Annotated in this window: 27 protein-coding genes; 18 read left to right on the top strand and 9 right to left on the bottom strand. The window is 69.0% G+C overall.

What is annotated here, in order from left to right; genetic code table 11:
• Positions 1-2 precede the first annotated feature (2 nt).
• Positions 3-587 carry a DUF3558 domain-containing protein gene (locus A9X05_RS07295; protein ID WP_067759917.1) on the bottom strand — a complete coding sequence of 195 codons (585 nt, stop codon included), beginning with the start codon at positions 585-587 and terminating at the stop codon, positions 3-5.
• A 147-nt stretch (positions 588-734) separates the two neighbouring features.
• Between A9X05_RS07295 and A9X05_RS07290 the strand changes: the two genes are divergently transcribed.
• The 4 genes from A9X05_RS07290 to A9X05_RS07275 all read left to right on the top strand — a co-directional run bounded on the left by A9X05_RS07290 (position 735) and on the right by A9X05_RS07275 (position 4,544).
• Positions 735-1,712: a metallophosphoesterase gene (locus A9X05_RS07290; protein WP_067759913.1), complete on the top strand. Its 978-nt coding sequence runs from the start codon at positions 735-737 to the stop codon at positions 1,710-1,712.
• Complete coding sequence (locus tag A9X05_RS07285; protein WP_067780292.1) at positions 1,709-2,389, top strand: 4'-phosphopantetheinyl transferase; 681 nt, start codon at positions 1,709-1,711, stop codon at positions 2,387-2,389. The genes A9X05_RS07290 and A9X05_RS07285 overlap by 4 nt, the downstream gene beginning before the upstream one ends.
• Positions 2,386-3,279, top strand: coding sequence for a tRNA pseudouridine(55) synthase TruB (truB, locus tag A9X05_RS07280; protein WP_067750941.1), 894 nt, complete (start codon positions 2,386-2,388; stop codon positions 3,277-3,279). Before A9X05_RS07285 ends, truB begins: the two co-directional genes overlap by 4 nt.
• 74 nt (positions 3,280-3,353) lie before the next feature.
• Positions 3,354-4,544 (top strand): lipid-transfer protein, encoded by a 1,191-nt coding sequence (locus A9X05_RS07275; RefSeq protein ID WP_067750936.1) that lies wholly within the window; start codon positions 3,354-3,356, stop codon positions 4,542-4,544.
• Positions 4,545-4,663: 119 nt separating this feature from the next.
• Here the strand turns inward: A9X05_RS07275 and mntR are convergent, their stop codons facing one another.
• Positions 4,664-5,356 carry a manganese-binding transcriptional regulator MntR gene (gene mntR, locus A9X05_RS07270; RefSeq protein WP_067780289.1) on the bottom strand — a complete coding sequence of 231 codons (693 nt, stop codon included), beginning with the start codon at positions 5,354-5,356 and terminating at the stop codon, positions 4,664-4,666.
• A 101-nt stretch (positions 5,357-5,457) separates the two neighbouring features.
• Between mntR and A9X05_RS07265 the strand changes: the two genes are divergently transcribed.
• A complete protein-coding gene (locus A9X05_RS07265; protein WP_067750956.1) occupies positions 5,458-6,435 on the top strand; it encodes a bifunctional riboflavin kinase/FAD synthetase in 978 nt (325 codons plus the stop codon).
• A gap of 12 nt (positions 6,436-6,447) precedes the next feature.
• On the opposite strand, the gene A9X05_RS07260 is transcribed toward A9X05_RS07265, so the two are convergent.
• Positions 6,448-6,933 (bottom strand): SRPBCC domain-containing protein, encoded by a 486-nt coding sequence (locus A9X05_RS07260; protein ID WP_067750928.1) that lies wholly within the window; start codon positions 6,931-6,933, stop codon positions 6,448-6,450.
• 3 nt (positions 6,934-6,936) lie between these two features.
• Positions 6,937-7,278 carry a helix-turn-helix transcriptional regulator gene (locus tag A9X05_RS07255; RefSeq protein WP_067780286.1) on the bottom strand — a complete coding sequence of 114 codons (342 nt, stop codon included), beginning with the start codon at positions 7,276-7,278 and terminating at the stop codon, positions 6,937-6,939.
• A 171-nt stretch (positions 7,279-7,449) separates the two neighbouring features.
• On the opposite strand from A9X05_RS07255, the gene rpsO reads away from it, so the two are divergent.
• The 4 genes from rpsO to A9X05_RS07235 all read left to right on the top strand — a co-directional run bounded on the left by rpsO (position 7,450) and on the right by A9X05_RS07235 (position 12,712).
• Entirely contained in the window at positions 7,450-7,719 is a 270-nt protein-coding gene (gene rpsO / locus A9X05_RS07250; RefSeq protein ID WP_003878661.1) for a 30S ribosomal protein S15, read from the top strand.
• Between the two features lie 306 nt (positions 7,720-8,025).
• Positions 8,026-10,293, top strand: coding sequence for a polyribonucleotide nucleotidyltransferase (locus A9X05_RS07245; RefSeq protein WP_197498961.1), 2,268 nt, complete (start codon positions 8,026-8,028; stop codon positions 10,291-10,293).
• The gene (locus A9X05_RS07240) at positions 10,271-11,626 is read left to right on the top strand and encodes a pitrilysin family protein (RefSeq protein ID WP_067750912.1); all 1,356 of its coding nucleotides are present in this window, start codon (positions 10,271-10,273) and stop codon (positions 11,624-11,626) included. Before A9X05_RS07245 ends, A9X05_RS07240 begins: the two co-directional genes overlap by 23 nt.
• A gap of 60 nt (positions 11,627-11,686) precedes the next feature.
• A complete protein-coding gene (locus A9X05_RS07235) occupies positions 11,687-12,712 on the top strand; it encodes a nitronate monooxygenase (protein WP_067750908.1) in 1,026 nt (341 codons plus the stop codon).
• Here the strand turns inward: A9X05_RS07235 and ald are convergent.
• Positions 12,709-13,824, bottom strand: a complete 1,116-nt coding sequence (gene ald, locus A9X05_RS07230) for an alanine dehydrogenase (protein WP_067780280.1) — start codon at positions 13,822-13,824, stop codon at positions 12,709-12,711. The genes A9X05_RS07235 and ald overlap by 4 nt on opposite strands.
• Positions 13,825-13,921: 97 nt before the next feature.
• On the opposite strand from ald, the gene A9X05_RS07225 reads away from it, so the two are divergent.
• Together A9X05_RS07225 and A9X05_RS07220 are read left to right on the top strand one after the other, a co-directional pair.
• Positions 13,922-14,383, top strand: a complete 462-nt coding sequence (locus tag A9X05_RS07225; protein ID WP_067750898.1) for an SRPBCC family protein — start codon at positions 13,922-13,924, stop codon at positions 14,381-14,383.
• A 2-nt stretch (positions 14,384-14,385) separates the two neighbouring features.
• Positions 14,386-15,852, top strand: a complete 1,467-nt coding sequence (locus tag A9X05_RS07220) for an NAD(P)/FAD-dependent oxidoreductase (protein ID WP_082950491.1) — start codon at positions 14,386-14,388, stop codon at positions 15,850-15,852.
• Here the strand turns inward: A9X05_RS07220 and A9X05_RS07215 are convergent.
• On the bottom strand, positions 15,839-16,288 hold the full coding sequence (locus A9X05_RS07215) for a GNAT family N-acetyltransferase (RefSeq protein ID WP_082950493.1): 450 nt from the start codon (positions 16,286-16,288) through the stop codon (positions 15,839-15,841). The genes A9X05_RS07220 and A9X05_RS07215 overlap by 14 nt on opposite strands.
• A gap of 59 nt (positions 16,289-16,347) precedes the next feature.
• A complete protein-coding gene (locus A9X05_RS07210) occupies positions 16,348-16,998 on the bottom strand; it encodes a TetR/AcrR family transcriptional regulator (protein WP_067750884.1) in 651 nt (216 codons plus the stop codon).
• 97 nt (positions 16,999-17,095) lie between these two features.
• Between A9X05_RS07210 and A9X05_RS07205 the strand changes: the two genes are divergently transcribed.
• Positions 17,096-18,103 (top strand): Rieske 2Fe-2S domain-containing protein, encoded by a 1,008-nt coding sequence (locus A9X05_RS07205; RefSeq protein ID WP_067780274.1) that lies wholly within the window; start codon positions 17,096-17,098, stop codon positions 18,101-18,103.
• Positions 18,100-19,182: a dihydrodipicolinate reductase gene (locus tag A9X05_RS07200; protein ID WP_067780271.1), complete on the top strand. Its 1,083-nt coding sequence runs from the start codon at positions 18,100-18,102 to the stop codon at positions 19,180-19,182. Before A9X05_RS07205 ends, A9X05_RS07200 begins: the two co-directional genes overlap by 4 nt.
• A gap of 11 nt (positions 19,183-19,193) precedes the next feature.
• Here the strand turns inward: A9X05_RS07200 and A9X05_RS07195 are convergent, their stop codons facing one another.
• Positions 19,194-20,540, bottom strand: coding sequence for an HNH endonuclease signature motif containing protein (locus tag A9X05_RS07195; protein ID WP_067780268.1), 1,347 nt, complete (start codon positions 20,538-20,540; stop codon positions 19,194-19,196).
• A gap of 104 nt (positions 20,541-20,644) precedes the next feature.
• Between A9X05_RS07195 and dapB the strand changes: the two genes are divergently transcribed.
• The 3 genes from dapB (at position 20,645) to A9X05_RS07180 (ending at position 22,309) form a co-directional block, all read left to right on the top strand.
• Positions 20,645-21,382, top strand: a complete 738-nt coding sequence (dapB, locus tag A9X05_RS07190; protein ID WP_067780316.1) for a 4-hydroxy-tetrahydrodipicolinate reductase — start codon at positions 20,645-20,647, stop codon at positions 21,380-21,382.
• 58 nt (positions 21,383-21,440) lie between these two features.
• The gene (locus tag A9X05_RS07185; RefSeq protein ID WP_156669993.1) at positions 21,441-21,845 is read left to right on the top strand and encodes a hypothetical protein; all 405 of its coding nucleotides are present in this window, start codon (positions 21,441-21,443) and stop codon (positions 21,843-21,845) included.
• Between the two features lie 62 nt (positions 21,846-21,907).
• Entirely contained in the window at positions 21,908-22,309 is a 402-nt protein-coding gene (locus A9X05_RS07180) for a flavodoxin family protein (protein WP_197498962.1), read from the top strand.
• A 5-nt stretch (positions 22,310-22,314) separates the two neighbouring features.
• Here A9X05_RS07180 and A9X05_RS07175 read toward each other — a convergent pair whose 3' ends face one another.
• Positions 22,315-23,148, bottom strand: coding sequence for an acyl-CoA thioesterase domain-containing protein (locus tag A9X05_RS07175; RefSeq protein WP_197498960.1), 834 nt, complete (start codon positions 23,146-23,148; stop codon positions 22,315-22,317).
• Positions 23,149-23,186: 38 nt separating this feature from the next.
• Between A9X05_RS07175 and A9X05_RS07170 the strand changes: the two genes are divergently transcribed.
• Together A9X05_RS07170 and A9X05_RS07165 are read left to right on the top strand one after the other, a co-directional pair.
• Positions 23,187-24,722: a class I adenylate-forming enzyme family protein gene (locus A9X05_RS07170; RefSeq protein WP_197498959.1), complete on the top strand. Its 1,536-nt coding sequence runs from the start codon at positions 23,187-23,189 to the stop codon at positions 24,720-24,722.
• On the top strand, positions 24,719-25,094 hold a 376-nt coding region (locus A9X05_RS07165; RefSeq protein ID WP_304442440.1), incomplete at its 3' end, for a biotin carboxylase N-terminal domain-containing protein. The genes A9X05_RS07170 and A9X05_RS07165, both read left to right, overlap by 4 nt.

The following is a 25,094-nucleotide window of genomic DNA, read 5'->3' as shown; positions in this document are numbered from 1 at the left end:
CCCTAGAACTTGTAGTAAGGCGCCAGGTCGTTGGCGCGCTGCAGATTGGTGGACATGCAGTCCACCTCGGGATTGGAGTAGACCGTCGAGTAGTACAGCGCCTGCTGCAGCACGCCGTAGCTGGTCTTGAACACGGTCATGCAGGAGTAATACCAGTAGCTGTTGTGGTACGTCGGCTTGAGCACCCAGTACTGCGCGGCGCGGTGGCCCGCGATCGTCGTCTCGACGGCGTCGGGCGGCAGCGTCTCCTCGTAGGTGCGCCAGATGATCGGCTCGACGGCCACCTGGTAGTTACCCGCGTCGAAGTGGCAGCGCAGGCCGTCTTCGTGTTCGGGCGGTGTGAATCCCAGCCCGAGCCGCTGGATCACGTCGAACGGGATGTCCTCGCACGCGTCGAAGGGGCGCGGGTCGGTGGTCGCCACGATCGGGCTCTTCATCGTGGTCTCCATCGGCGCCGCGGTCGAGCGCAGCTCGACGCGCCCACCGCCCTCGGGCCCCGGCGCGGCCCCCAGCCATCCCGCGGTGCCTGCTACGGCCGCTGCGACCAGGGCGCCCACCGCCCCGATCAGACGCACCTTGGCGAACACGACACCCCCTGACGGCTCGGCGCTCCTTTGCCGGGAGTGTACAAGTCGCGTCGGTGAGGCCACAGGGAAACAAGAACACGTTCTAATGCCGCGGGCAAGGGCCGGTCCTGGCCGGCCCGCGACCGCGGGTCATTAGGCTGGTTAATCGTGGCTGGTCAAAATGCGGGGCACGAATCGCCCAACGGGGGACAACCGACGCTGTGGGCCGTCTCCGACCTGCACACCGGGCACCTCGGCAACAAGCCCGTCACCGAATCCCTGCACCCGTCCTCGCCGGACGATTGGCTGATCGTCGCCGGCGACGTCGCCGAACGCACCGACGAGATCCGCTGGGCGCTTGACCTGCTGCGCCGCCGATTCGCGAAGGTGATCTGGGTGCCCGGCAATCACGAGCTGTGGACCACCACCCGCGACCCGGTGCAGATCTTCGGCAAGTCCCGCTATGACTACCTGGTCAACATGTGCGACGAGATGGGCGTCGTCACCCCCGAACATCCCTTCCCGGTGTGGACCGAGCGCGGCGGCCCCGCCACGATCGTGCCGATGTTCCTGCTCTACGACTACAGCTTCTTGCCCGAGGGTGCGACGAGCAAAGCGGAGGGCCTGACCATCGCGCGGGAGCGCAACGTCGTCGCCACCGACGAATTCCTGCTCTCGCCGGAGCCGTACCCGACCCGGGAGGCCTGGTGCCGGGAGCGGCTCGCCGCCACTCGGGCCCGCCTCGAGCAACTCGACTGGATGACGCCGACGGTTCTGGTGAACCATTTCCCGATGGTGCGCGAACCCTGCGACGCGCTGTTCTATCCCGAGTTCTCGCTGTGGTGCGGAACCACCAAGACCGCCGACTGGCACACGCGATACAACGCCGTCTGTTCGGTCTACGGCCACCTGCACATCCCGCGGACCACCTGGTACGACGACGTGCGCTTCGAGGAGGTGTCGGTGGGCTACCCGCGGGAATGGCGGCGCCGCAAGCCGCACAGCTGGTTGCGCCAGGTGCTGCCCGACCCGCAGTACGCGCCGGGCTACCTCAACGACTTTGGCGGCCATTTCGAGATCACCCCCGAGATGCGGCAGCAGGCCGCGCAGTTCCGGGAACGGTTGCGGCAGCGGCAGTCCCGATGACCGAGCAGTTGCTGGTCTCCTCGGTACTGCCCGACGCGCGCGAGCTGGCCTACTCCGAGCTGTATTCCGACCCGCCCGATCTGGCCCCGCTGCCCGAGGAGGAGCCGCTGATCGCCAAGTCGGTCGCCAAGCGGCGCAACGAGTTCATCACCGTCAGGCACTGCGCCCGCGTGGCGATGGGCGAACTCGGCCTGCCGCCGGTGCCGATCCTCAAGGGCGACAAGGGCGAACCGTGCTGGCCCGACGGCGTGGTGGGCAGCCTCACCCACTGCACCGGCTACCGCGGCGCGGTCGTGGGCCGCACCGAGGCGGTGCGCTCGCTGGGCATCGACGCCGAACCGCACGACGTGTTGCCCGACGGCGTGCTGAACGCGATCAGCCTGCCCGAGGAGCGCCACGAGATGGCGGCGCTGCCCGCGGGCCTGCACTGGGACCGAATCCTGTTCTGCGCCAAGGAGGCAACGTACAAGGCCTGGTTTCCATTGACCAAGCGCTGGCTGGGTTTCGAGGACGCCCACATCGTGTTCGACCTCGACCCGCCCGACGGCGGGACGACCGGGGTGTTCGTGTCCAAGATCCTGATCGACGGGCAGGCGCTCGACGGGCCACCGCTGACCGCGCTGCGGGGCCGGTGGTCGGTGGAGCGGGGACTGGTGCTGACCGCCATCGTGCTATGACGTCGAGCCCTGCCGGCCCTGGGTTGGTCATCGTCGACAAACCGGCCGGGATGACCAGTCACGACGTGGTGGGGCGCTGCCGTCGCATCTTCGCCACCCGCAGGGTGGGGCACGCCGGGACGCTGGACCCGATGGCCACCGGCGTGCTGGTGATCGGCGTGGACCGCGCCACCAAGATCCTCGGCCTGCTGACGGCCGCTTCCAAGTCGTACGCCGCCACCATCCGGCTCGGGCAGACCACGTCCACCGAGGACGCCGAAGGGGAAGTGCTGCACAGCGTTTCGGCCGCGCACCTGACGCGCGGGGAGATCGACACCGCGGTCGCCGGCCTACGCGGTGAGATCGACCAGGTGCCGTCGGCGGTGAGCGCCATCAAGGTGGACGGCCGCCGCGCCTACCGGCTGGTTCGCGAGGGCCAGGCCGTCGAACTCGCGGCCCGGCCGGTCCGCATCGACCGCTTCGAGGTGTGCGACGTTCGCTCCGATGGTCCCTTCGTCGACGTCGACGTGGAAGTCGACTGCTCGTCGGGCACCTACGTTCGCGCCCTGGCCCGCGACGTCGGCGCCGCACTCGGCGTGGGCGGACATCTGACGGCCCTGCGGCGCACCCGCGTGGGCCGCTTCACGCTGGAGCAGGCCCGTTCGCTCGAAGACCTGGCCGAGCGGCCCGCCCTGTCCTTGACCCTGGACGAGGCGTGCCTGCTGGTCTTTCCGCGGCGCGAGCTGACCGCCGAGGAGGCCGAGGCCGCGGCCAACGGGCGAGGCCTCTCGCCGGCGGGCATCGACGGCGTCTACGCCGCCTGCGACGCCGGCGGCCGGGTGATCGCGCTGCTGCGCGACGAGGGCTCGCGGACCAAGTCGGTGGTGGTGATCCGCCCGGCGACGCTGTAGCGAAGGGTCCCCATCGAGCGCCCGGTGGGGTTAAGTTGCACACTGGGGGCCTGAGCCGCTGGAAAGGGACAAAGATGTCTAACAAGGTGTACGTCGTCGGCGTCGGCATGACGAAGTTCGAGAAGCCGGGCCGCCGCGAAGGCTGGGACTACCCCGACATGGCGCGCGAGTCGGGCACCAACGCGCTCACCGACGCGGGCGTCGACTACCGCGAGGTGCAGCAGGGCTACGTCGGCTACGTCGCCGGCGATTCGACGTCCGGGCAGCGCGCCCTCTACGAACTGGGCATGACGGGAATTCCGATCGTCAACGTCAACAACAACTGCTCGACCGGCTCCACCGCGCTCTTCCTGGCGGCCCAGGCCATCCGCGGCGGGATCGTCGACTGCGCCATCGCGCTCGGCTTCGAGAAGATGCAGCCCGGTTCGCTGAGCGGCGGAGCCCAGGACCGCGAATCGCCGATGGGCAAGCACGTCAAGGCGATGGCCGAGATCGACGAGTTCGCCATGCCCGTCGCGCCCTGGATGTTCGGCGCCGCGGGCCGCGAGCACATGCGCCAATACGGCACCACCGCAGAGCATTTCGCGAAAATCGGCTACAAGAACCACAAGCACTCGGTCAATAACCCGTTCGCGCAGTTCCAGGAGTCCTACACGCTCGACGACATCCTGGCGGCGCGGATGATCTCCGACCCGCTGACCAAGTTGCAGTGCTCGCCCACCTCAGACGGTTCCGGCGCGGCGATCCTGGCCTCGGAGAGCTTCGTCGACAGCCGTGGGCTGGCGGGCCAGGCCGTGGAGATCGTCGGTCAGGCGATGACGACCGACTTCGAGTCGACCTTCGACGGAAGTGCCAAGAACCTGATCGGCTACGACATGAATGTCCAAGCGGCCCAACAGGTTTACCACCAGTCCGGGTTGGGGCCCGAGGACTTCCAGGTGATCGAGCTGCACGACTGCTTCTCGGCCAACGAATTGCTGCTATACGAGGCGCTGGGGCTGTGCGGCCCGGGTGAGGCGCCCAAGCTGATCGACAACGGCGACACCACCTACGGCGGGCGGTGGGTGGTCAACCCCTCGGGCGGCCTGATCTCGAAGGGTCACCCGCTTGGCGCCACCGGGCTGGCGCAATGCGCCGAGCTGACCTGGCAGCTGCGCGGCACCGCGGACAAGCGTCAGGTCGAGAACGTCAGCGCCGCACTGCAACACAACATCGGTCTGGGCGGCGCGGCCGTCGTGACCGCCTACCAGCGCGCCGAGCGCTGACGGGCGGCTAGCTCGAATGGCGGCGACCCGCGGCGCCCGGCTTCGCCGCGCTTGCGATCGCCGCTAGCTCGAATGGCGGCGACCCGCGGCGCCCGGCTTTGCCGCGCTTGCGATCGCCGCTAGCCGACCACCCAGATCGCCCGCGCGGCCGGGCTGCCCAGGTCGACCGTCGTCTCGGCGCCATCGCCCGAGTCGATCGCCACCGAGATCATGCCGGCGAATTCCCGACGGGTCAGGACCCGCAGCCGGGAGTCGAGGTTGATGCCGACGTCGGCGAAATAGCGCAGCATCTGCGGGTCGGCGTCGGAGATGCGGGCGACCGTTCCGGCGTCGCCGTCGTCGCACGCCCAGAGCTGACGCGCCGGCGGGGTGGGCACCTGCCCGTCCGAGGCCGGGATGGGGTCGCCGTGCGGGTCGCGCTGCGGGAACCCCAGCTTGGCGTCGATGCGGGCGACCAGCCGGTCCGACACCGCATGCTCGAGCACTTCGGCCTCGTCGTGCACCTCGTCCCAGCCGTAGCCGAGCTCGTTGACCAGGAAGGTCTCCAGCAGCCGATGCCGGCGCACCATGGCCAGCGCCGCGCGCCTGCCGGCCTCGGTCAGCGAAACCGCGCCGTATTTCTCGTGGTCGACCAGGCCCTGTTCGGCCAGTTTGCGGATCGACTCCGAGGCGGTGCTGGCCGACACCCCGATCTTCTCGGCCAGCATCTTGGTGCTGACCTTTTCCACCGACCATTCCTGCGCGTTCCAGATGGCCTTCAGATAGTCCTGGCCGACCGCGGTGAGACCGCCACGCTCTTCGTCAGCCTTCACACCGAGAGAGTTTAGGCAACCCACGCCTGATCGTGTGCTCCTCGACACCGTCGCGCATGCGGATCTCCCGGCGGGGGGCCGCGCGCCGTAGGCTTGCGGTCGTGCAGCGGTGGCGCGGCCAAGACGAGATTCCCACGGACTGGGGCAGGTGTGTGCTCACCATCGGTGTTTTCGATGGGGTGCACCGGGGCCACGCCGAGCTGATCGCGCATGCGGTGAAGGCCGGCCGCGCCCGCAACGTCCCGACGGTGCTGATGACCTTCGACCCGCACCCGATGGAAGTGGTCTACCCGGGCAGCCATCCGGCGCAGCTGACGACGCTGACGCGACGCGCCGAGCTGGTCGAGGAGATGGGCATCGACGTCTTCCTCGTGATGCCGTTCACCAGCGATTTCATGAAGCTGACCCCGGAGCGCTACGTCCACGAGCTGCTGGTGGAGCACCTGCATGTGGTGGAGGTCGTGGTGGGGGAGAACTTCACCTTCGGCAAGAAGGCGGCCGGCAACGTCGAGACGCTGCGGCGCGCGGGGGACCGGTTCGGGTTCGCGGTGGAGGCGATGTCCCTACTTTCGGAGCACCACAGCAACGAGACGGTGACGTTCTCGTCCACCTACATCCGGTCCTGCGTCGACGCCGGTGACGTGGTGGCGGCCATGGAGGCGTTGGGCCGTCCGCACCGGGTCGAGGGTGTGGTCGTCCGGGGCGAGGGGCGCGGCATGGAGCTGGGGTTCCCGACCGCCAACGTGGCGCCGCCGATGTATTCGGCGATCCCGGCCGACGGCGTGTACGCCGCCTGGTTCACCCTGCTCGGCCACGGGCCGGTGACCGGCACCGTCGTGCCGGGCGAGCGCTACCAGGCCGCGGTGTCGGTCGGCACCAACCCGACCTTCTCCGGGCGCACCCGCACCGTCGAGGCCTTCGTCCTGGACACCACCGCCGACCTCTACGGTCAGTACGTGGCGTTGGACTTCGTCGCGCGCATCCGCGGGCAGCACAAGTTCGACTCGGTGAAGGACCTCATCGACGCGATGGGCAAAGACACCGAACGGGCCCGCACCACCCTGTCGGCCCAGGACTGATCCGCGGAAGCGTCAGGAGGCGATCAGGTCGTCGATCTGGTTGATGGCCGACGACGCACCCTCCACGACGCCCATGTCCAGCACCTGTCGAAGCGCCTCGGCGGAGGAGTAGGCGCTCACGTAGGTCGCGCGGGTGCCGCCGTCGTGCTCGGCGAACGTGTACACGTTCCTCGAGACCGGCAGGTCGGGGTTCGGGTTGAAGTCCGCGTCGGCGAAGCCGTCGAGGAACGAGAAGCTCGTCGGCTCATCGACGGCCGTGATCTCCCAGTACCCGGCGTACTTCTCCCCGTCGGGGCCGGTCATGAAGTACGTCGTGCGGCTGCCGGGCGTGAGGCTGTGGTCGACGATGGTCGCCGGGTGGGACGGCGGCCCCCACACCCTCTCCAGCTGACGAGGGTCGGCGTAGACCTGCCAGATTCGGGCCGGCGGAGCGGCGAAGTCCGCGGTGATGGTCAGCGTCAGGTTCTCGGGGTCGTGCCGGACGTCGGTCACGGGCATGGTTCAGTCCTCCTGGGTTGGGTCGGATGCGATGAGGTCGTCGACGCGTGCGATGCGATCGCGCCAGAGGAGCTCCAATTCGGTGAGCATGGCGGCCACCGACCGCACGGCCGTCACGTCGCCGCTGGCCAGCTGCTCGCGACCGCTTCGTCGTTTGGTGATCAGGCCGGCCTTTTCCAGCACGACGACATGCTTTTGCACCGCCGCGAAACTCATGTCGTACTTGAGTGCCAGCGCGGAAACCGAGTGTTCCCGGGCCAGCGTTCGGCGCATGATGTCGCGCCGGGTTCGGTCGGCGAGCGCGTGGAACAGGGCGTCCACCCGGTCCTCCTGGTCTACGGTCACCCGTCCAACCTACAACCAAATGGTTGTAGATTGTCAAGAGCGCGGCGCTGGCCTGCGATTTCTGCGCACGTCACCGCCGCTGATAGACTCGCCAGCCGATACGGCGTGTGCTGCAGTCCGCGGCGGCCACGCACCAGAGTTTTCGCGGCACCGATTGATGGAGATGTTTTCGTGGCGCTGACCGCCGAGCAAAAAAAGGAAATCCTGGGCACCTACGGCCTGCACGACACCGACACCGGTTCCCCGGAGGCGCAGGTCGCGCTGCTGACCAAGCGGATCGCCGACCTGACCGAGCACCTGAAGGTGCACAAGCACGACCACCACTCGCGGCGGGGCCTGTTGCTGCTGGTCGGGCGCCGGCGCCGGCTGCTCAAGTACGTCGCCCAGATCGACGTCGAGCGGTACCGCTCGCTGGTCGAGCGCCTGGGCCTGCGCCGCTGACCCGGGTCTACTGAGCGCTACGCCCGCCCGTGTAGAGTGGGAGCGTTCTGGGCCGGTTCGGCCCGAACGAACGGTGCGGCCACGCAGATCCGCGTGTGCCGTTCCAGCGTGTCATGACGGGAGCAGCCCAGTCTGTATCGGGCGGTCTTCGGTAGTGGCAGCCGGGCTCCCCGGATCTGGGGCAGGTCGGCCGCTTCGATCGATGGCCGTAGCCGCATCCAGACTTTTTCCTCTCGTAGGAAGCTCTCGGGTTCAAGCGTGACGACGCGAAAAAGCTGAATACCCAGAGAGGCCGTACGGACACCCATGTCTGTCGCTGAAATTGAAGAAGGCGTGTTCGAGTCAACCGCCGTTATCGACAACGGGAGCTTCGGCACCCGCACCATCCGTTTCGAGACCGGCCGGCTCGCCCAGCAGGCCGCCGGCGCCGTCGTCGCCTACCTCGACGACGAGAACATGCTGTTGTCGGCGACCACCGCCAGCAAGAGCCCCAAGGAGCACTTCGACTTCTTCCCGCTGACCGTGGACGTCGAGGAGCGGATGTATGCCGCCGGCCGCATCCCCGGTTCGTTCTTCCGTCGCGAGGGCCGGCCCTCGACCGACGCGATCCTGACCTGCCGGCTCATCGACCGGCCGCTGCGCCCGTCCTTCGTCTCCGGGCTGCGCAACGAGATCCAGGTCGTGGTCACGATCCTGAGCCTGGACCCCAACGACCTCTACGACGTCGTGGCGATCAACGCCGCGTCGGCGTCCACCCAGCTGGCCGGGCTGCCGTTCTCCGGCCCCGTCGGGGGCGTGCGGGTGGCGCTCATCGACGGCACCTGGGTCGCCTTCCCGACCGTCGAGCAGCTCGAGCGGGCCGTGTTCGACATGGTGGTCGCCGGCCGCATCGTCGGCGACGGTGACGCTAAAGACGTGGCGATCATGATGGTCGAGGCGGAGGCCACCGAGAAGGTCATCGAGCTCGTCGAGGGCGGCGCGCAGGCGCCGACCGAGACCGTGGTGGCCGAAGGCCTGGAGGCGGCCAAGCCGTTCATCGCGGCGCTGTGCACCGCGCAAGAGGAGCTGGCCCAAGCGGCCGCCAAGCCCACCGGCGAGTACCCCGTGTTCCCCGACTACGGCGACGACGTCTACTACTCGGTGGCCTCGGTGGCCACCGACGAGCTGGCCAAGGCGCTGACCATCGGCGGCAGGGCCGAGCGCGATCAGCGCACCGACGAGATCAAGGCCGAGGTGCAGCAGCGCCTCGCCGAGACCTATGAGGGCCGGGAGAAGGAGGTCAGCGCGGCGTTCCGCTCGCTGACCAAGAAGCTGGTCCGCCAGCGCATCCTGACCGACCACTTCCGCATCGACGGCCGCGGCATCACCGACATCCGCGCGCTGTCGGCCGAGGTCGCCGTGGTGCCGCGGGCGCACGGCAGCGCGCTGTTCGAGCGCGGCGAGACGCAGATCCTGGGCGTGACCACGCTGGACATGGTGAAGATGGCCCAGCAGATCGACTCGCTGGGGCCGGAGACCTCGAAGCGCTACATGCACCACTACAACTTCCCGCCGTTCTCCACCGGTGAGACCGGCCGTGTCGGTTCGCCCAAGCGGCGCGAGATCGGGCACGGCGCCCTGGCCGAGCGGGCCCTGATCCCGGTGCTACCGAGCGTCGAGGAATTCCCGTACGCCATCCGGCAGGTGTCCGAAGCGCTGGGGTCCAACGGCTCGACGTCGATGGGATCCGTGTGCGCCTCCACACTGGCGTTGCTCAACGCCGGCGTGCCGCTCAAGGCGCCGGTCGCCGGCATCGCCATGGGCCTGGTCTCCGACGACGTCGAGGTGGACGGCAAGACCGAGCGCCGCTTCGTCACCCTGACCGACATCCTGGGCGCCGAGGACGCGTTCGGCGACATGGACTTCAAGTGCGCCGGCACCAAGGACTACGTCACCGCGCTGCAGCTGGACACCAAGCTCGACGGCATCCCGTCGCAGGTGCTCGCGGGCGCTCTGGCGCAGGCCAAGGACGCGCGCCTGACGATTCTCGAGGTGATGGCCGAGGCGATCGACGGGCCCGACGAGATGAGCCCCTACGCGCCGCGGGTCACCACGATCAAGGTCCCGGTGGACAAGATCGGTGAGGTGATCGGGCCCAAGGGCAAGGTCATCAACGCCATCACCGAGGAGACCGGCGCGCAGATCTCCATCGAGGACGACGGCACCGTGTTCGTGGGCGCCACCGACGGGCCCTCGGCGCAGGCCGCGATCGACCGGATCAACGCGATCGCCAACCCGCAGCTGCCGACCGTCGGCGAGCGGTTCCTCGGAACCGTCGTCAAGACAACCGATTTCGGTGCCTTCGTGTCGCTGCTTCCCGGGCGCGACGGGCTGGTGCACATCTCCAAGCTCGGCAAGGGCAAGCGCATCGCGAAGGTCGAGGACGTCGTGAACGTCGGAGACAAGTTGCGGGTCGAGATCGCCGACATCGACAAGCGCGGCAAGATCTCTCTGGTCCTGGTGGAGGAAGACAGCTCGGCCCCGGCCGACGCCCCGGCGGCCGCACCTGCCGATGCCGCGACCGCGAGCAGCTGACCGCGCCGCGGCCCTGCGCCGCGGCAAGCACACCTTGGAGGTCGAACCCTCGACCGCGCTGCGCCGCAGCACGCTTCCGGGTGGTCTGCGCGTCGTCACCGAGTACCTCCCGGCGGTGCGTTCGGCCTCCGTCGGGGTCTGGGTCGGCGTGGGATCGCGGGACGAGGGTGCCACCGTGGCGGGAGCGGCGCACTTCCTCGAGCACCTGCTGTTCAAATCGACGCCGACCCGCAGCGCCGTGGACATCGCGCAGGCGATGGACGCCGTCGGCGGGGAGCTGAACGCGTTCACCGCCAAGGAGCACACCTGCTACTACGCGCACGTGCTGGACAGCGACCTGGAACTGGCGGTCGACCTGGTCGCCGACGTGGTGCTCAACGGTCGCTGCGCCGCCGAGGACGTCGAGCTGGAACGTGACGTGGTGCTCGAGGAGATCGCCATGCGCGACGACGACCCCGAGGACGCGCTGGGCGACATGTTCCTGGGCGCGATGTTCGGTGACCATCCGGTGGGCCGGCCGGTTATCGGCACCGCGCGCTCCGTGTCGTCGATGACCCGGGCCCAGCTGCACTCCTTTCACGTCCGGCGCTACACGCCGGAGCGCATGGTGGTCGCGGTGGCCGGCAACGTCGACCACGACGAGGTGGTCGCGCTGGTGCGCGAGCACTTCGGGCCGCACCTGGTCCGCGGGCGCCGGCCGATAGCCCCGCGCAAGGGCGCCGGGCGGGTGACCGGACGGCCCGGCCTGATGCTGGGCAACCGGGACGCCGAGCAGACGCACGTGTCGCTGGGCGTGCGCACCCCCGGGCGTGGCTGGCGGCACCGCTGGGCGCTGTCCGTGCTGCACAGCGCGCTGGGCGGCGGCCTGAGTTCCCGCCTGTTCCAAGAGGTTCGGGAGTTGCGGGGGCTGGCCTATTCGGTCTATTCCACGGTCGACATCTTCGCCGACAGCGGCGCGCTTTCCGTCTACGCCGCCTGCCAGCCCGAGCGGTTCGCCGAGGTGATGCAGGTGACCAACGAGGTTCTCGAGTCGGTGGCCCGCGACGGCATCACCGAAGCGGAGTGCCGCATCGCCAAGGGGTCGCTGCGGGGCGGGCTCGTCCTCGGTCTGGAGGATTCCAGTTCCCGGATGAGCCGGCTGGGCCGCAACGAACTGAACTACGGCGAGCACCGCAGCATCGAGCACACCCTGCGGCAGATCGACCAAGTGACCGTCGAGGAGGTCAACGCGGTGGCCCACCGGCTGCTGAGCCAGCCGTACGGCGCCGCGGTCCTGGGCCCGTATGCCTCCAAACGGTCACTGCCCCAACAACTTCGGGCGATGGTATCTTAACCCGCATGTTCGCCTCCTTACTCGCGCCGTGCCGGCGCTCGCCGTCAGCGAATTAGCCCCGTGGTACTGGGCTTTTGGGACATCATGGTGCCCATCGTGGGCGCGCCGATGGCCGGCGGACCGGGCACGCCCGAGCTGGCCGCGGCGGTGTCCAACGCGGGCGGGCTCGGGTTCGTCCCCGGTGGTCACCGCAGCGCGGACCGGTTCGCCGAGGACATCGCCGCCGCGCGCGCGGCGACCACCGGCCCGCTGGGCGTCAACCTGTTCGTGCCCCAACCAAGCGTCGCCGACTGGATGGCGCTGGACTACTATGCCGAAGAACTCGAGGAGATCGCCGACTACTACCAAGTCGAGGTCGGCCACCCGCACTACGGCGACGACGACGACTGGGAGCGCAAGCTCGAGGTGGTGGCCGACGTGCGGCCCGAGCTGGTGTCCTTCACCTTCGGGGTGCCGCCGCCCGACGTCATCCGGCGGCTCGGGGCGCTCGGCCTGCTGGTGATGGTCACGGTGACCTCGCCGTACGAGGCCGGCGTGGCCGTCGCCGCCGGTGCGGACAGCCTGATCGTCCAGGGCCCGGACGCGGGCGGGCACCGGGGCACCTTCGCGCCCGACATGGAGCCCGGCAACGAATCGCTGCACCACCTGATCGACCGCATCCGCCACGCCCATGACGTCCCGATCATCGCGGCGGGCGGCCTGGGCAACGCCCGGGACGTCGCCGCGGTGCTGCACCGCGGCGCGGTGGCCGTGCAGGTGGGCACCGCGCTGCTGCTCAGCGACGAGGCGGGCACCAGCACCGCGCACCGCACCGCTCTGAAAAACCCGGTTTTCGGCACGACGGTGGTCACCCGCGCCTTCTCGGGCCGCTACGCGCGGGGCCTGGAGAACAACTTCACCCGCCTGCTCGACAACGTGGCGCCGCTGGGCTACCCGGAGGTGAACCAGATGACCTCCCCGATCCGGGAGGCCGCGGCCGCCATGGAGGACCCGAACGGTATACCGCTGTGGGCCGGAACGTCGTTCAAGGAGGCCCAGCCCGGGCCGGCGGCCGACATCATCGCCAGCCTGGTGGAGTCCGACTAGGCCAGCAGGCTCGCCGGATCGGTGAACGGCAGACCGAGGTCGGCGGCCACCCGCTCGGACAACAGCGCCCCGCCGTGCGTCGAAAGGCCTTTGCCCAGAGCGGGATCCGACCGGCAAGCCGCCTGCCAGCCGCGGTCGGCCAGCGCCAGCACGTACGGCATCGTCGCGTTGGTCAGCGCCACGGTTGACGTCTTGGGTACCGCGCTGGGCATGTTCGCCACGCAGTAGAACTGGGTTTCGTGCACGGCGAACGTCGGGTCATCGTGGGTGGTCGGCCGGGAATCGGCGAAGCAGCCGCCCTGATCGATCGAGATGTCGACCAGCACGGCACCCGGTTTCATCTGCGCCACAAGTGAATTCGAGATCAGCTTGGGCGCCTTGCCGCCGGGTAGCAGGACCGCCCCGATCAACAGGTCCGCGCGCGTGACGGTGCCCTCCAGCTCGTAGGCGGACGAGTAGCGCGTGCGGACCTGTCCGCCGAACTCCGCGTCCAGGAGCCGGAGCTTGCCGATGTTGACGTCGAGCACCGTCACGCTCGCGCCCATGCCGTTGGCGACCCGGGCGGCGTTGTAGCCGGCCGTACCGGCGCCGATCACCACCACGTCCGCGGGTTTGACGCCCGGGACCCCGCCCATCAGCACCCCGCGCCCGCCGTGGGAGCGCATCAGATGGTAGGCGCCGGCCTGCGCCGAGAGTCGGCCGGCGACCTCACTCATCGGAGCCAGCAACGGGAGGGCGCCATCGGACGTCTGCACGGTCTCATAGGCGATCGATGTTGTGCCGGAAGACAATAGCGCCTCGGTGCAGTCGCGGGAGGCGGCCAGGTGCAGGTAGGTGAACAGCACCTGCCGCGCGCGCAGCAGCCCGTATTCGGACGCGATCGGTTCCTTCACCTTGAGCAGCAGATCGGCTTCGGCCCACACCTGTTCGGCAGAGCCGGCCAACTGGGCGCCCGCGGCCTTGAACTCCTCGTCGGGGATCGACGATCCCTCCCCGGCGCCCGCCTGGACGAGCACCTCGTGGCCGCGGCGGCTCAGTTCGGCGACGCCGGCGGGCGTGATCGCCACCCGGAATTCGTTGGCCTTGGTCTCGGTCGGTACGCCGACTCGCATGAATTACCCCTTGCTTTGGTTCGCCCTCAAGTGTGGAGAAAGTTCGGATGCGCCGCAATCGACGTGGAGCGGTCCGCACCGTGGCTATGATCGGCGCATGACTGACCCCTGCGTGACGGAAACCGTGCAGGTCAACGCCCGCCCGGACGTCGTGTACCGGCTCATCACCGACCTGCCCACCCTGGCCTCGTTCGCCGAGGAAGCCGAGGCGATGGAATGGCGCAAGGGGAACGCGGCGCGCCCCGGGGCGGTGTTCACCGGGCACAACGCGAGCGCCAAACGGCGCTGGAGCACCAAGTGCACGGTCACCGACGCGGAACCGGGCCGGCTGTTCGCGTTCGACGTGCGGCACTCCATGCTGCCGATCGCGCGCTGGCAGTACGACATCGAGGCGGCCGACGGTGGTTGCCGGGTCACCGAGAGCACCTGGGACCGCAGACCCGGCTGGTTCCGCACGATCGCGGGAAAGGCCACCGGTGTTCCAGATCGCGTGGCCGCCAACGCCGAACACATCCGGCTCACCCTGCAGCGCCTCAAGCAGCGCGCCGAGTCGGAGTAGCCGTGACCCCGCGACGCGAGCCCTCCGTAGCCGTCGTCGGAGCGGGTATGTCGGGGCTGTGCGTCGCAATCGCGTTGCTGCGCAGCGGCATAACCGATGTCACGATCTACGAGAAGGCCGACGAGGTCGGTGGCACCTGGCGGGAGAACACCTACCCCGGCCTGGTCTGCGACATCCCGTCGCGGGTCTACCAGTACACGTTCGCCCAGAACCCGAACTGGTCGCACCTGTTCTCGCCCGGCGGCGAGATCCAGGCCTACCTCCGCGATGTCGCCGACCGGTTCGGACTGCGCGATCGCATCCGGTTCGGCACCGAAATCTCCCACGCCCGCTTCGAGGACGGGCGGTGGCGGTTGCGCGCGGCCGCCGGCGAGGAGTCGACCGTCGACTTCTTGATCTGCGCCACCGGTGTACTGCATCACCCGCGCCTGCCGTCGATACCCGGCCTGGACGACTTCGGCGGGCGCGCCTTTCACTCCGCGCGCTGGGATCACGCCGTCGACGTGCGCGGCCGCCGGATCGCGATCGTGGGCAACGGCTCGACTGGGGTTCAGCTGGTCTGCGGCCTGGCCGGTGTCGCGGACCGCGTCATGCTCTTCCAGCGCACCGCGCAGTGGGTGCTTCGCCTGCCCAACCCCCGCTACAGCCGGCTCACCAGCATCACCCACAACCGGTTCGGCTGGCTAGACCGGCTGGCCTACCGGTGCTACAGCTTCGGCTACGACACCTTCGCCGCCGGGCTCACCAAGCCGGGACTGCGCCGAAAGATCATGGGGGCGCTGTGCCGCGCCAGCCTGCGCGAGGTCCGCGACCCCGAGCTGCGCAGGGCCCTGACCCCGGACTACACGCCGATGTGCAAACGGCTGGTCATGTCCAACGGCTTCTACCGCGCGATGCAGCGCGACGACGTCGAACTGGTCACCTCCTCGATCGACCACGTGGAACGGCGCGGCATCGTGACCGAAGACGGTGTCCTGCACGAGGCGGACGTCATCGTGCTGGCCACCGGGTTCGACACCCACGCGTTCTTCCGGCCGATGCAGGTGACCGGCCGCGACGGTATCGCCGTCGACGACGTGTGGCGCGACGGTCCGCGGGCCTACCGGACGGTGGCGCTGCCGGGCTTCCCCAACTTCTTCATGATGCTCGGGCCGCACAGCCCGGTCGGCAACCTCGCGCTGACCACCGTCGCCGAATCGCAGGCCGACCACATACTGCGGTGGATTCAGCGTTGGCGCCGTGGCGAATTCGACACGGTGGAGCCCACCTGGCCGGCGACCGAGAGCTTCAACGCCAGGCTGCGTGCCGCGATGCCGGACACGGTGTGGACCACCGGTTGCGACAGCTGGTATCTCAACAAGGACGGGGTGCCCGAGGTGTGGCCCTTCACGCCCGGGGAGCATCGCGCCATGCTGGCCAGCACCGATCTCGGCGAGTACGACTTGCGACGACACGTCACCGCCGGCTGAGCCGATAGCCTAGATGGGCGACCTTGACCCCGGGCAGCGGCTCCCAGTCCAGGGTGCGTCCGTCGGCGTGAAAGCCGTTGCTTTCGTAGAACTTTCGCCCCTGCGTGTTGCGCTCGGCGCACCACAGGACGAGGTCGCCCGAGCGGCTTTCGCGCAGCGCCGTGGCGAGCAAGCGGGTGCCGACACCGTGGCCCTGGGATTCCGCCGCGATGTACAGGGAGTCCAGTTCCACCTGTTCGGGGTTCGCGGGATCGGGGCCGAAGATGGTCATACCGATTGTCGCCGAACCGGATTCGGCGACCCACATGCTCCAGTTGCGGCGTTGCAGGATGCGCGGATAGGCGAGGATGGCCCAGCGCCGGGGCGATCCGAGCACGTCGAGCGTGGAGTCGGGCAGTATGCCGGCCCAGGATTGCCGCCAGACCGGATAGTGCATCTCGGCGACCGGGGCGAAGTCACTCGGTCCGGCTTGGCGGATCGTGACGCCGCCGGTGGTCACGGCCTGGACTGCTCCAGGTAGGCCGCCAGCGCATTGGTCAGGCCGCGGCGCGCCATGTCCAGGTCGGCGTACGAGCCGAGCTGGCGCTCGGAGACCAGCCCGCGCATCGCGCCGGGGATCAGGGCGGCGACCTCGCGCACCCGATCCGGGTCGACGTCCAGGCCGGCGAACGCGTTCTGGCAGGTTTCCAGCCAGCTCTTGCCCCAGGAGAACAGCTCGGCGGCGGTGCGCGGGAACAACCGCTCGAGCTCGCCGGGGTCACGGGGGAGGGCCGCCCGCAGGTTCTCGATCGCGCGCGAGTCCGCCGACGCCAGCCCGTTGTACAGGGTGTCGATGATGGCGCCGACCCGCTCGCGCAGGGGCGCGTCGGTTGAAATCGGCGTCGACAGAGTCGAGAAGGTCGCGGCGCGCCGCTCGGCGGTGCGGTGCAGCACCGCGGCCCAGAACCCGTCCGTGTCGCCGAACTGGTATTGCACGGCACCCCAGGTGGCGCCGATCTCCTTGGCGATCCGATTGGCCGACACCGAGCCCGGGTCACCGGAGGCCAACGACTTCAGCGCGGCCTCGAGCATGCTCTCGCGCGTGGCGTTGCCCCGCCGGTTCGGGCGCCGGTTCGCGGTTCCCGCCCCGCTGACCTGCCGAGTCATTTGCAGAGCCTATCGCGCACAACGGCCGAATTTTCATAGAGGGTACTTTGATTTGTCTGCGGCCCGGCCTATCATTCGTTTCAAGGAGGGATCCCGCATGGCTAAGCCGCCGTTGTCGATGGAACCAACCGGCTGGTTCCAGGTCGCCTGGTCCGACGAGATCGGTGTCGGCGACGTGCACAAGATGAAGTACTTCGGCCAGGAAATGGTCGCCTGGCGGGCCGAGTCCGGGCAGCTCACCGTGATGAACGCCTACTGCGAACACCTCGGCGCGCATTTGGGGTACGGCGGCACGGTCGTCGGCGAGATCTTGCAGTGCCCGTTCCACGGGTGGCAGTGGAGCCGGGAGGGCCGCAACGTCTGCATCCCCTACCAGGATCGGCCCAACCGCGGCAGGCGCATCCGCACCTATCCCGTGGTGGAACGTAACTCGTCGGTCTACATCTGGCACGACGTCGAGCGCCGCGAGCCGTACTTCGACGCCCCCGACGTGTTCGGCGCGTTCCACGACGACAGCAGCGCCGACGACTACTACCCCCAGCAGCGGTTGTACCGGCCGGGCCTGGAGCTGCACCCGCAGTATGTGCTGGAAAACGGCGTCGACTTCGCGCATTTCAAGTTCGTGCACAACACGCCCATCGTGCCGGTGTTCACCCGCCACGACTTCGACGAGCCGGTCTCCTTCGTCGACTTCACCATCACGTTCGAGGGTGACGACGGGCAGAAGATCGAGGACGTCAACAGCGGTGTCGAGGCCATCAACGGCGGCCTGGGCATCGCGGTCACCAAGAGCTGGGGGATGATCGACAACCGCACCATCTCCGCCGTCACCCCGGTCGACGAGTGCACCTCCGACGTCCGGTTCATGGTCTACATCGGCCGCACCCCCGGCAAGGACCCGGAACGGGCCGAGCGCAAGGCGGCCGAGTTCGGCCGCGAGGTGATCCGGCAGTTCGAGCAGGACATCGAGATCTGGCGGCACCAGCGCTACTCCGACCCGCCTGCGCTGGCCACCGACGAGTACGAGGGCTTCACCGCAATCCGCGCGTGGGCCAAGCAGTTCTATCCCGAGGCATTCGCACTACAGGAAGGCTCCACGCAATGAGTAGCTCACCGATTCGCGTCTTCCAGGTGGGAAGCGGAAACGTCGGTTCGGAGATGATCAAGCGGATCGCCACCTATCCCGGCCTCGAACTCGTTGGCGTGCATTGCTATTCGCCGGAGAAGGTCGGCAAGGACACGGGCGAGTTCGCCGGCGCGGCGCCCAACGGGGTGAAGTTCACCGGCTCCATCGACGAGATCATCGCCGCCAAGCCGGACGTGCTGACGTTCCACGGCGTGTTCCCCGACGAGGACCTGTACGTGAAAGTGCTCGAGGCGGGCATCGACATCGTCACCACCGCCGACTGGATCACCGGCTGGCACCGCGACAAGAACCACCCGCACCCGTCGGGCAAGCCGGTGAGCCAACTGCTGGCCGAGGCCTGCGAAAAGGGCGGGGCGACGTTCTACGGGACGGGAATGAACCCGGGCCTCAACCAGATACTCGGCGTGGTGTGTTCGGCCGACGTCGCCGATATCGAGAACGTCACCACGATCGAATCCGTCGACGTGTCATGCCACCACTCCAAGGACACCTGGATCGAGGTGGGCTACGGCCAGCCGGTCGACGATCCGGAGATCCCGTCGAAGCTGGAGAAGTACACCCGGGTCTTCGCAGACAGCGTGCTGATGATGGCCGACTGCTTCGACCTGCCGCTGGACGAGGTGAAGTTCAGCTACGAGCTGGGCGCCTGCACCAAGGACGTGGACCTGGGCTGGTACACGCTGCCCAAGGGCTCGCTGGGCGGCAACTACATCAAGTACCAGGGCATGGTGGACGGGGTGCCCCGGGTGGAGACGCACCTCGAGTGGCAGATGACGCCGCACACCGATCCGAGCTGGAACATCAAGGGCTGTTACATCACTCAGATCCAGGGCGACCCGTGCATCTACAACAAGCACATGATCTTCCCCAAGCCCGGCGTGGAACTTTCGAACCCGGACAACTTTGCCTCCATCGGCATGACCGTCACCGGCATGCCCGCGCTGGCGGCCATCAAATCGGTCTTGGCGGCCCCGCCGGGGCTCATCACCAGCGCCGACCTGCCGCTGCGCGGGTTCGCGGGGCGGTTCAAGAGGTGAGCGCGCGGGGGTCAAGGGTCTTCGGCGCGTTCGGGGTGGTGGTAGTCGTTCGTGCGCTGCCCGCGGTCTTGCTCCGGCGGCGGTAGCCACTCGGTCCGGCCGTCGGGCAGCTTCCTTGTCCGCCAACCCTTTTCGATCAGCCTGTGATGCGGCGTGCAGGCGAAGGTGAGTGTGTCGGCGTCGGTCAGCCCGCCTGCGGCCCACTCGTCGAGATGGTGCACCTCGCACCGATAACCCGGCGCGTCGCAGCCGGGATGCGTACAGCCGCGGTCCTTCGCGTACAGGACGATGCGCTGATCCGGCGTGGCGATTCGCCGCGACCGGCCGAGATACAGCGGGCGGCGCGAGTGTTCGTCGAACACGGCCAGATAGTGGTAGGCGTGGCGCGCCATCCGGATCACGTCGCGCATCGGCAGCACTGTTCCACCGCCCGTCACCGCGCGCCCGGTGCCGGACGTCAGCTCCTGCAGCGTGGTGGAGACGATGACCGCGACAGGTAAACCGTTGTGCGCGCCCAGTTGCGGGTTGCCCAGCTGACCGCGTACCAGGGCGTTGATCGCGTCGTGCTGACGCTGCGCGTGGCTGCGCGTGTCGCCGCTCGCGGACTCGTCGTTGGGTTCTCCGTCGAGACAAGGCTTTTCGTCGTCTGGATTGCACATGCCGGGGGCGGCGAAGCGCGCGAGCCAGGCGTCGAGGTTGGCCCGCAATTCCGGGGAGGCGACCAGCTTCCCGATGCTCATCCCGTCGGACCGCTGCCCGGCCCAGGTGAAGCCGCGCTGCCGGGCGCGGTCGATGTCGGAGAACTTCCCGTCGGGATTTATCCGCAGCGCGCACCGGTGCGCGACCTTTTCCAGCTGGTCGGGCCGCAACTGCACCGCCTGGCGGGCCAGGAATCGCTCGGCGGCGTCGACCGTCACGGCGGGAACGGCGTCGGGCAGGTCGCGAAAGAAGGTCTGGATCACGCGCAGGTGCTGCGCGTCGAGCGCTCCGCCGCGCCACGCCTCGGCGGTGGCGGCCAGCTCCGGTGGCAACTGCTGGCCGGTGAGGGTCAGGCGCGGCGAGAGCTGCCTGGCGTCTCGAATCCGCCGGCATGCCTCGCTGTAGCTGATCCGCAGCCAGTCGCCGATGACCTTGTGGACCGGCCCACCCAGGTCCCCGGCATCCTCTTGCGCCAGGCCCGCGATCAGGTCGTGACTCGTCGCAACCTGCTGGCGGCGCGCGGTCTCCATCCGCTCCAGCACCCGCAGCCGGACGGCGGGGCTCAGCGCCCGCAAGTTGAGCGCGCGCACCGACGCGCCGGCCGCGTCCAGCGCGTCGAGCGCCGCGGCCACCTCCTGCGGCACGTCGATCGAACCCATGTTCGAACAATAGGGCGCCCAATCCGGCCCGCGCCACCACGAACGCGCCGGTTGTGGATAAACACCCGACTGTGGATGAATCGGCCCGGTCTAGGGTGAAGCTCATGCGGGTAGGCGTCTTGGGGGCTAAGGGCAAGGTCGGGTCGGCGATGGTGCGGGGAGTGCAGGCCGCCGAGGATCTCACCCTGTCCGCGGAGGTCGACGCCGGAGATCCGCTCAGCACGTTCACCGACTCCGGCACCGAGGTCGTCCTCGACTTCACCCACCCCGACGTGGTGATGGGCAATCTGGAGTTCCTGATCGCCAACGGAATTCACGCCGTCGTCGGCACCACCGGATTCACCGCCGAGCGGCTGGAGCAGGTCGAAAGCTGGCTGGCCAAGAGTCCGAACACGAGCGTCCTCATCGCGCCCAACTTCGCGATCGGCGCCGTGCTGTCAATGCATTTCGCCAAGCAGGCGGCGCGCTTCTTCGATTCGGTGGAGGTGATCGAGCTGCACCACCCGCACAAGGCCGATGCCCCGTCGGGCACCGCCGCCCGCACCGCGAAGCTGATCGCCGAAGCGCGAAAAGGACTGCCGCCCAACCCCGATGCCACCAGCACCGGCCTGCCCGGCGCCCGCGGAGCCGACGTCGACGGCATCCCGGTGCACTCGGTGCGGCTGGCCGGATTGGTCGCCCACCAGGAGATCCTGTTCGGCACCGAGGGGGAGACGCTCACCATCCGCCACGACAGCCTGGACCGCACCTCGTTCGTGCCGGGCGTGCTGTTGGCCGTCCGCCGCGTCAGGGAACACCCGGGCCTCACCGTGGGGCTCGAGCCCCTGCTCGACCTGCGGTGAGCCCGCCGTGAACGCCGCCCTGCGCACCCAGTTGCTCATCGCGTTCCTGTGCGTCGCGATGCTGGTGTACTTCGTGATGCTGGGGCGAATGGCCGTCGCAATGATCGCCTCGGGCCGGGCCGCCGCCGTGGGGCTGGGCCTGGCGGTGTTGATCATGCCCCTGATCGGGCTGTGGGCCATGGTGGCGACGCTGCGGTTCGGGTTCGCCCACCAGAAGCTGGCCAATCTCATTGCGGCCGACGGCATGGAGCTCGACACCAGCGCGCTGCCACGGCGGGCGTCGGGCCGCATCGAGCGTGACGCCGCCGACGCCCTGTTCGCCTCCGTACGCACGGAGGTCGAAGACCACCCCGACGACTGGCGGCGCTGGTACCGGCTGGCCCGCGCCTACGACTACGCGGGGGACCGCCGCCGCGCGCGGGAAGCCATGAAGACGGCGCTCGAACTGCAGGGCCGCCAGTGAGTAAGCCAGTGAGCAAGACGCTGCTGATCGTTCACCACACACCGTCCCCGCACTGCCACGAGATGTTCGAGGCCGTGGTCTCAGGGGCCACCGACCCCGAGATCGAGGGCGTCGAGGTCGTGCGGCGACCGGCGCTGACCGTGTCGCCCGCCGAGATGCTGGCGGCCGACGGATATGTGCTGGGCAGCCCCGCCAACCTGGGCTACATGAGCGGTGCGCTCAAGCACGCGTTCGACTGCGCCTACTATCAGCTGCTCGACTCGACGCGCGGGCGCCCGTTCGGCCTGTACCTGCACGGCAACGAGGGCACCGAAGGCGCCGAGCGCGGCGTCATGTCGATCACCACCGGGCTGGGCTGGGCCAAAGCCGCAGAGACCGTGGTGGTTTCGGGCAAGCCGGACAAGGGCGACCTGCAGGCCTGCTGGGAACTCGGCGCGACGGTGGCCGCCCAGCTGATGGAATGAGCCGTCTAGGTGTGGGTCGGGTTGAACGCGTCGGCCGGTTGGGCCAGGGCCAGCGCCGAGCTGGTGCCGATCGGCCCGTGCCGGTCGAAGAGGGTGGCGGCGCCGGTGGCCACCCCTGCTGCGCCGTAATGGCTTTGCGCCGCCAGCCCCAGGAATTCACCGTCGGGCAGACGGCTGGCGGTGACGGTGTAGTCGGCGTTGATGTAGCGCAAGCCGCCTGTGCCCCAATGGGTCAGCGAACTCGTGATGTCACCGACGAAGGCCAGTCGGGTGAAGGGGGTCAGGGGATAGCACTGCACCATCGGGCGAAAGATCCTGGTCCACGCGAACTTCTGGGAGTGGGACTGTTCCCACTCGCCGGCCGCGATGCCCGGACTGCCCGCGGCGGTGGCCCCGTAGCCCCAGATAAGAAACGGCATGTCGGCCGGGAAATCTCCGGAATCGGCCGGAAGCGGCGGCATGGCCAGGGGAGCCGACCACACCGCGCCGTCGGGATGTTCGCCTCGGCGCAGGAACAGCGCGCTGGCCCTCGCGACGGTATTGCCGTTCTGCACCAGCGCGCCGTCGACGAGCTTGATCCGCCGGCCTTCCCGCTGCACCGAGGTCCGGATCTGCACCGGCTCGAGCAACGCCGGGCGGAGCAGGTCGACCGTGAGACGGGCCGGCTGGAAGTCGGCCTCGATACCGGATTGCTCTATGCCCCAACCCAACAGACCACCGACGTTCTGGCCACCCATCGCGGCGCCCCACGGTCCCCGGGTCAGCGGGCCCGGCACGTAGGAGTCGCCGTCGACAGTGAAGAACGCCTCGGGCATGATGGCGGAATCGTCGACCGTCACGGCCATCACGATAGGACACCGGATAGTAAGGACCGGGAATGCCTCCAGTGATCGAAATCCCGCGCGCCCACAACCCGTTTCCGACGACAGGCGTGACCCGCGACGCCGACGGCGTCCCACACTACGACGATCTGCCCGCCAGCCTGGTGGACATGCTCGCCGAACAGGTCGAGCAGCGCCCGGACAGTGAGGCGGTGGTTGAGCTTGGCGCCGGCCGATTGACCTACCGCCAGTTGTGGGACCGCGCGGCCCGGGTCGCCGGGGGGCTGCGCGGGGGCGGGCTGCGGGCCGGTGATCGCGTCGCGGTGCGGTACCCCGCCGGCATCGACTGGGTGCTGGCGTTCTGGGGCATCGTGATGGCCGGTGGTGTTGCGGTGGCTGTCAATACGCGCTCGGCGCAACCGGAAGTCGAATTCGTCCTCACCGACTCGGGGGCGACGCTGGACCTGGCGGCGGGCAACCCGCTGCCCGACGGCCAGCCGTATGTGACGGAGCGACTGGGCCGCGCCGACGTGGCCGCGCTGTTCTACACGTCGGGCACCACCGGCCATCCCAAGGGGGTGCCGACGACCCACGAGGCCTTCCTGACCAACACCGAGAACGCGATCCGGTGCCTGGACCAGCCGCGCGACCTGGGCGAAGCGATGCGCACACTCATCTCGGTGCCGCTCTTCCACGTGACGGGCTGCAACTCACAACTGCTGGCCGCCACCCGCCTGGGCGGGGCCTCGGTGATCATGCCCGTCCTCAACCTGGACGAGTTGATCGCCTCGCTGGCCGCCGAGCGCATCTCGGTCATGGTCACCGTCCCGGCCGTCTACGCACTGATGTTGCGGCACAACGGGTTCACCGACGCCGACGTCTCCGGCGTCCGCTGGGTGGGTTACGGGGGCGCCCCGATCGCCCCGTCGCTGGTGCGTTCGGTGCAGGACGCCTTTCCGCGAGCGACGGTGTTCAACGGCTACGGCATGACCGAGTCGGCGTCGCTGATGACCGTGCTGCCGAGCCGGGACGCCGTCGATCACGCCGACTCGGTCGGGTACGCGGTCCCGTCCGTCGACCTCGGCCTGATTTCGTTCGGCGGCGACGAGGAAGGCGTCGGCGAGCTGGTGGTGCGCGGCGCGAACATCACCGCCGGGTACTGGAACCGGCCGGAGGCGACCGCGGCAACCATCGCGGACGGCTGGCTGCACACCGGCGACGTCGTGCGCGTCGACGAGGCGGGCCGGGTGCACATCGTCGACCGGCTCAAGGACATCATCAACCGCGGGGGTGAAAACGTCTCGAGCGTCGAGGTGGAGGCCGTGCTGCTGGCCGCGCCTCGCGTCGCGGACGCGTGCGTGCTGGCGGTTCCCGACGACGTCATGGGCGAGAAGGTGGGCGCGGTGTTGTTCGGCGGTTCGGACGAGATCGACGTGCCGGCGGTGCTCGACCACTGCCGCGAGCAGCTCGCCGATTTCAAAGTGCCCCAGTACGTCACCGTGGTCGACAGCGCGCTGCCGCGCAACGCCGGCGGCAAACTGCTCAAGGGCAAGCTCCGCGAGCAGGTTCGGTGGGGGGATCCGCTGCGATGAGCGGGACGGTGCTGGTCGCCAACCGCGGCGAAATCGCGCTCCGAATCGTCCGCACCGCAACAGAATTAGCGATGCGATCGGTCGCGGTTTACGCCGAGGACGACGCCGAGAGCCCGCACGTGCACGCGGCCGACGAAGCGATCGGCCTGCCCGGCGCGGGGCCACGCGCCTACCTGGACCAGCCCGCCGTGCTGGCCGCGGCGAAAAGCTGCGGCGCCGAGCTCATCCACCCGGGCTACGGATTCCTCAGCGAGAACGCAGAATTCGCCCGGGCCTGCGCCGGCGCCGGGCACACCTTCGTCGGACCGGACGCCGACGTGCTCGAACTCGTGGGCAACAAGTCCGCCGCCCGCGGCGCCGCCGTCGCGGCCG

Source organism: Mycobacterium sp. E3298 (assembly GCF_001666895.1).
In the GTDB taxonomy this organism is placed as follows: domain Bacteria; phylum Actinomycetota; class Actinomycetes; order Mycobacteriales; family Mycobacteriaceae; genus Mycobacterium.
The sequence above is the reverse complement of the archived record's forward strand: the minus strand, read 5'-3'. Positions and strand labels throughout refer to the sequence as shown.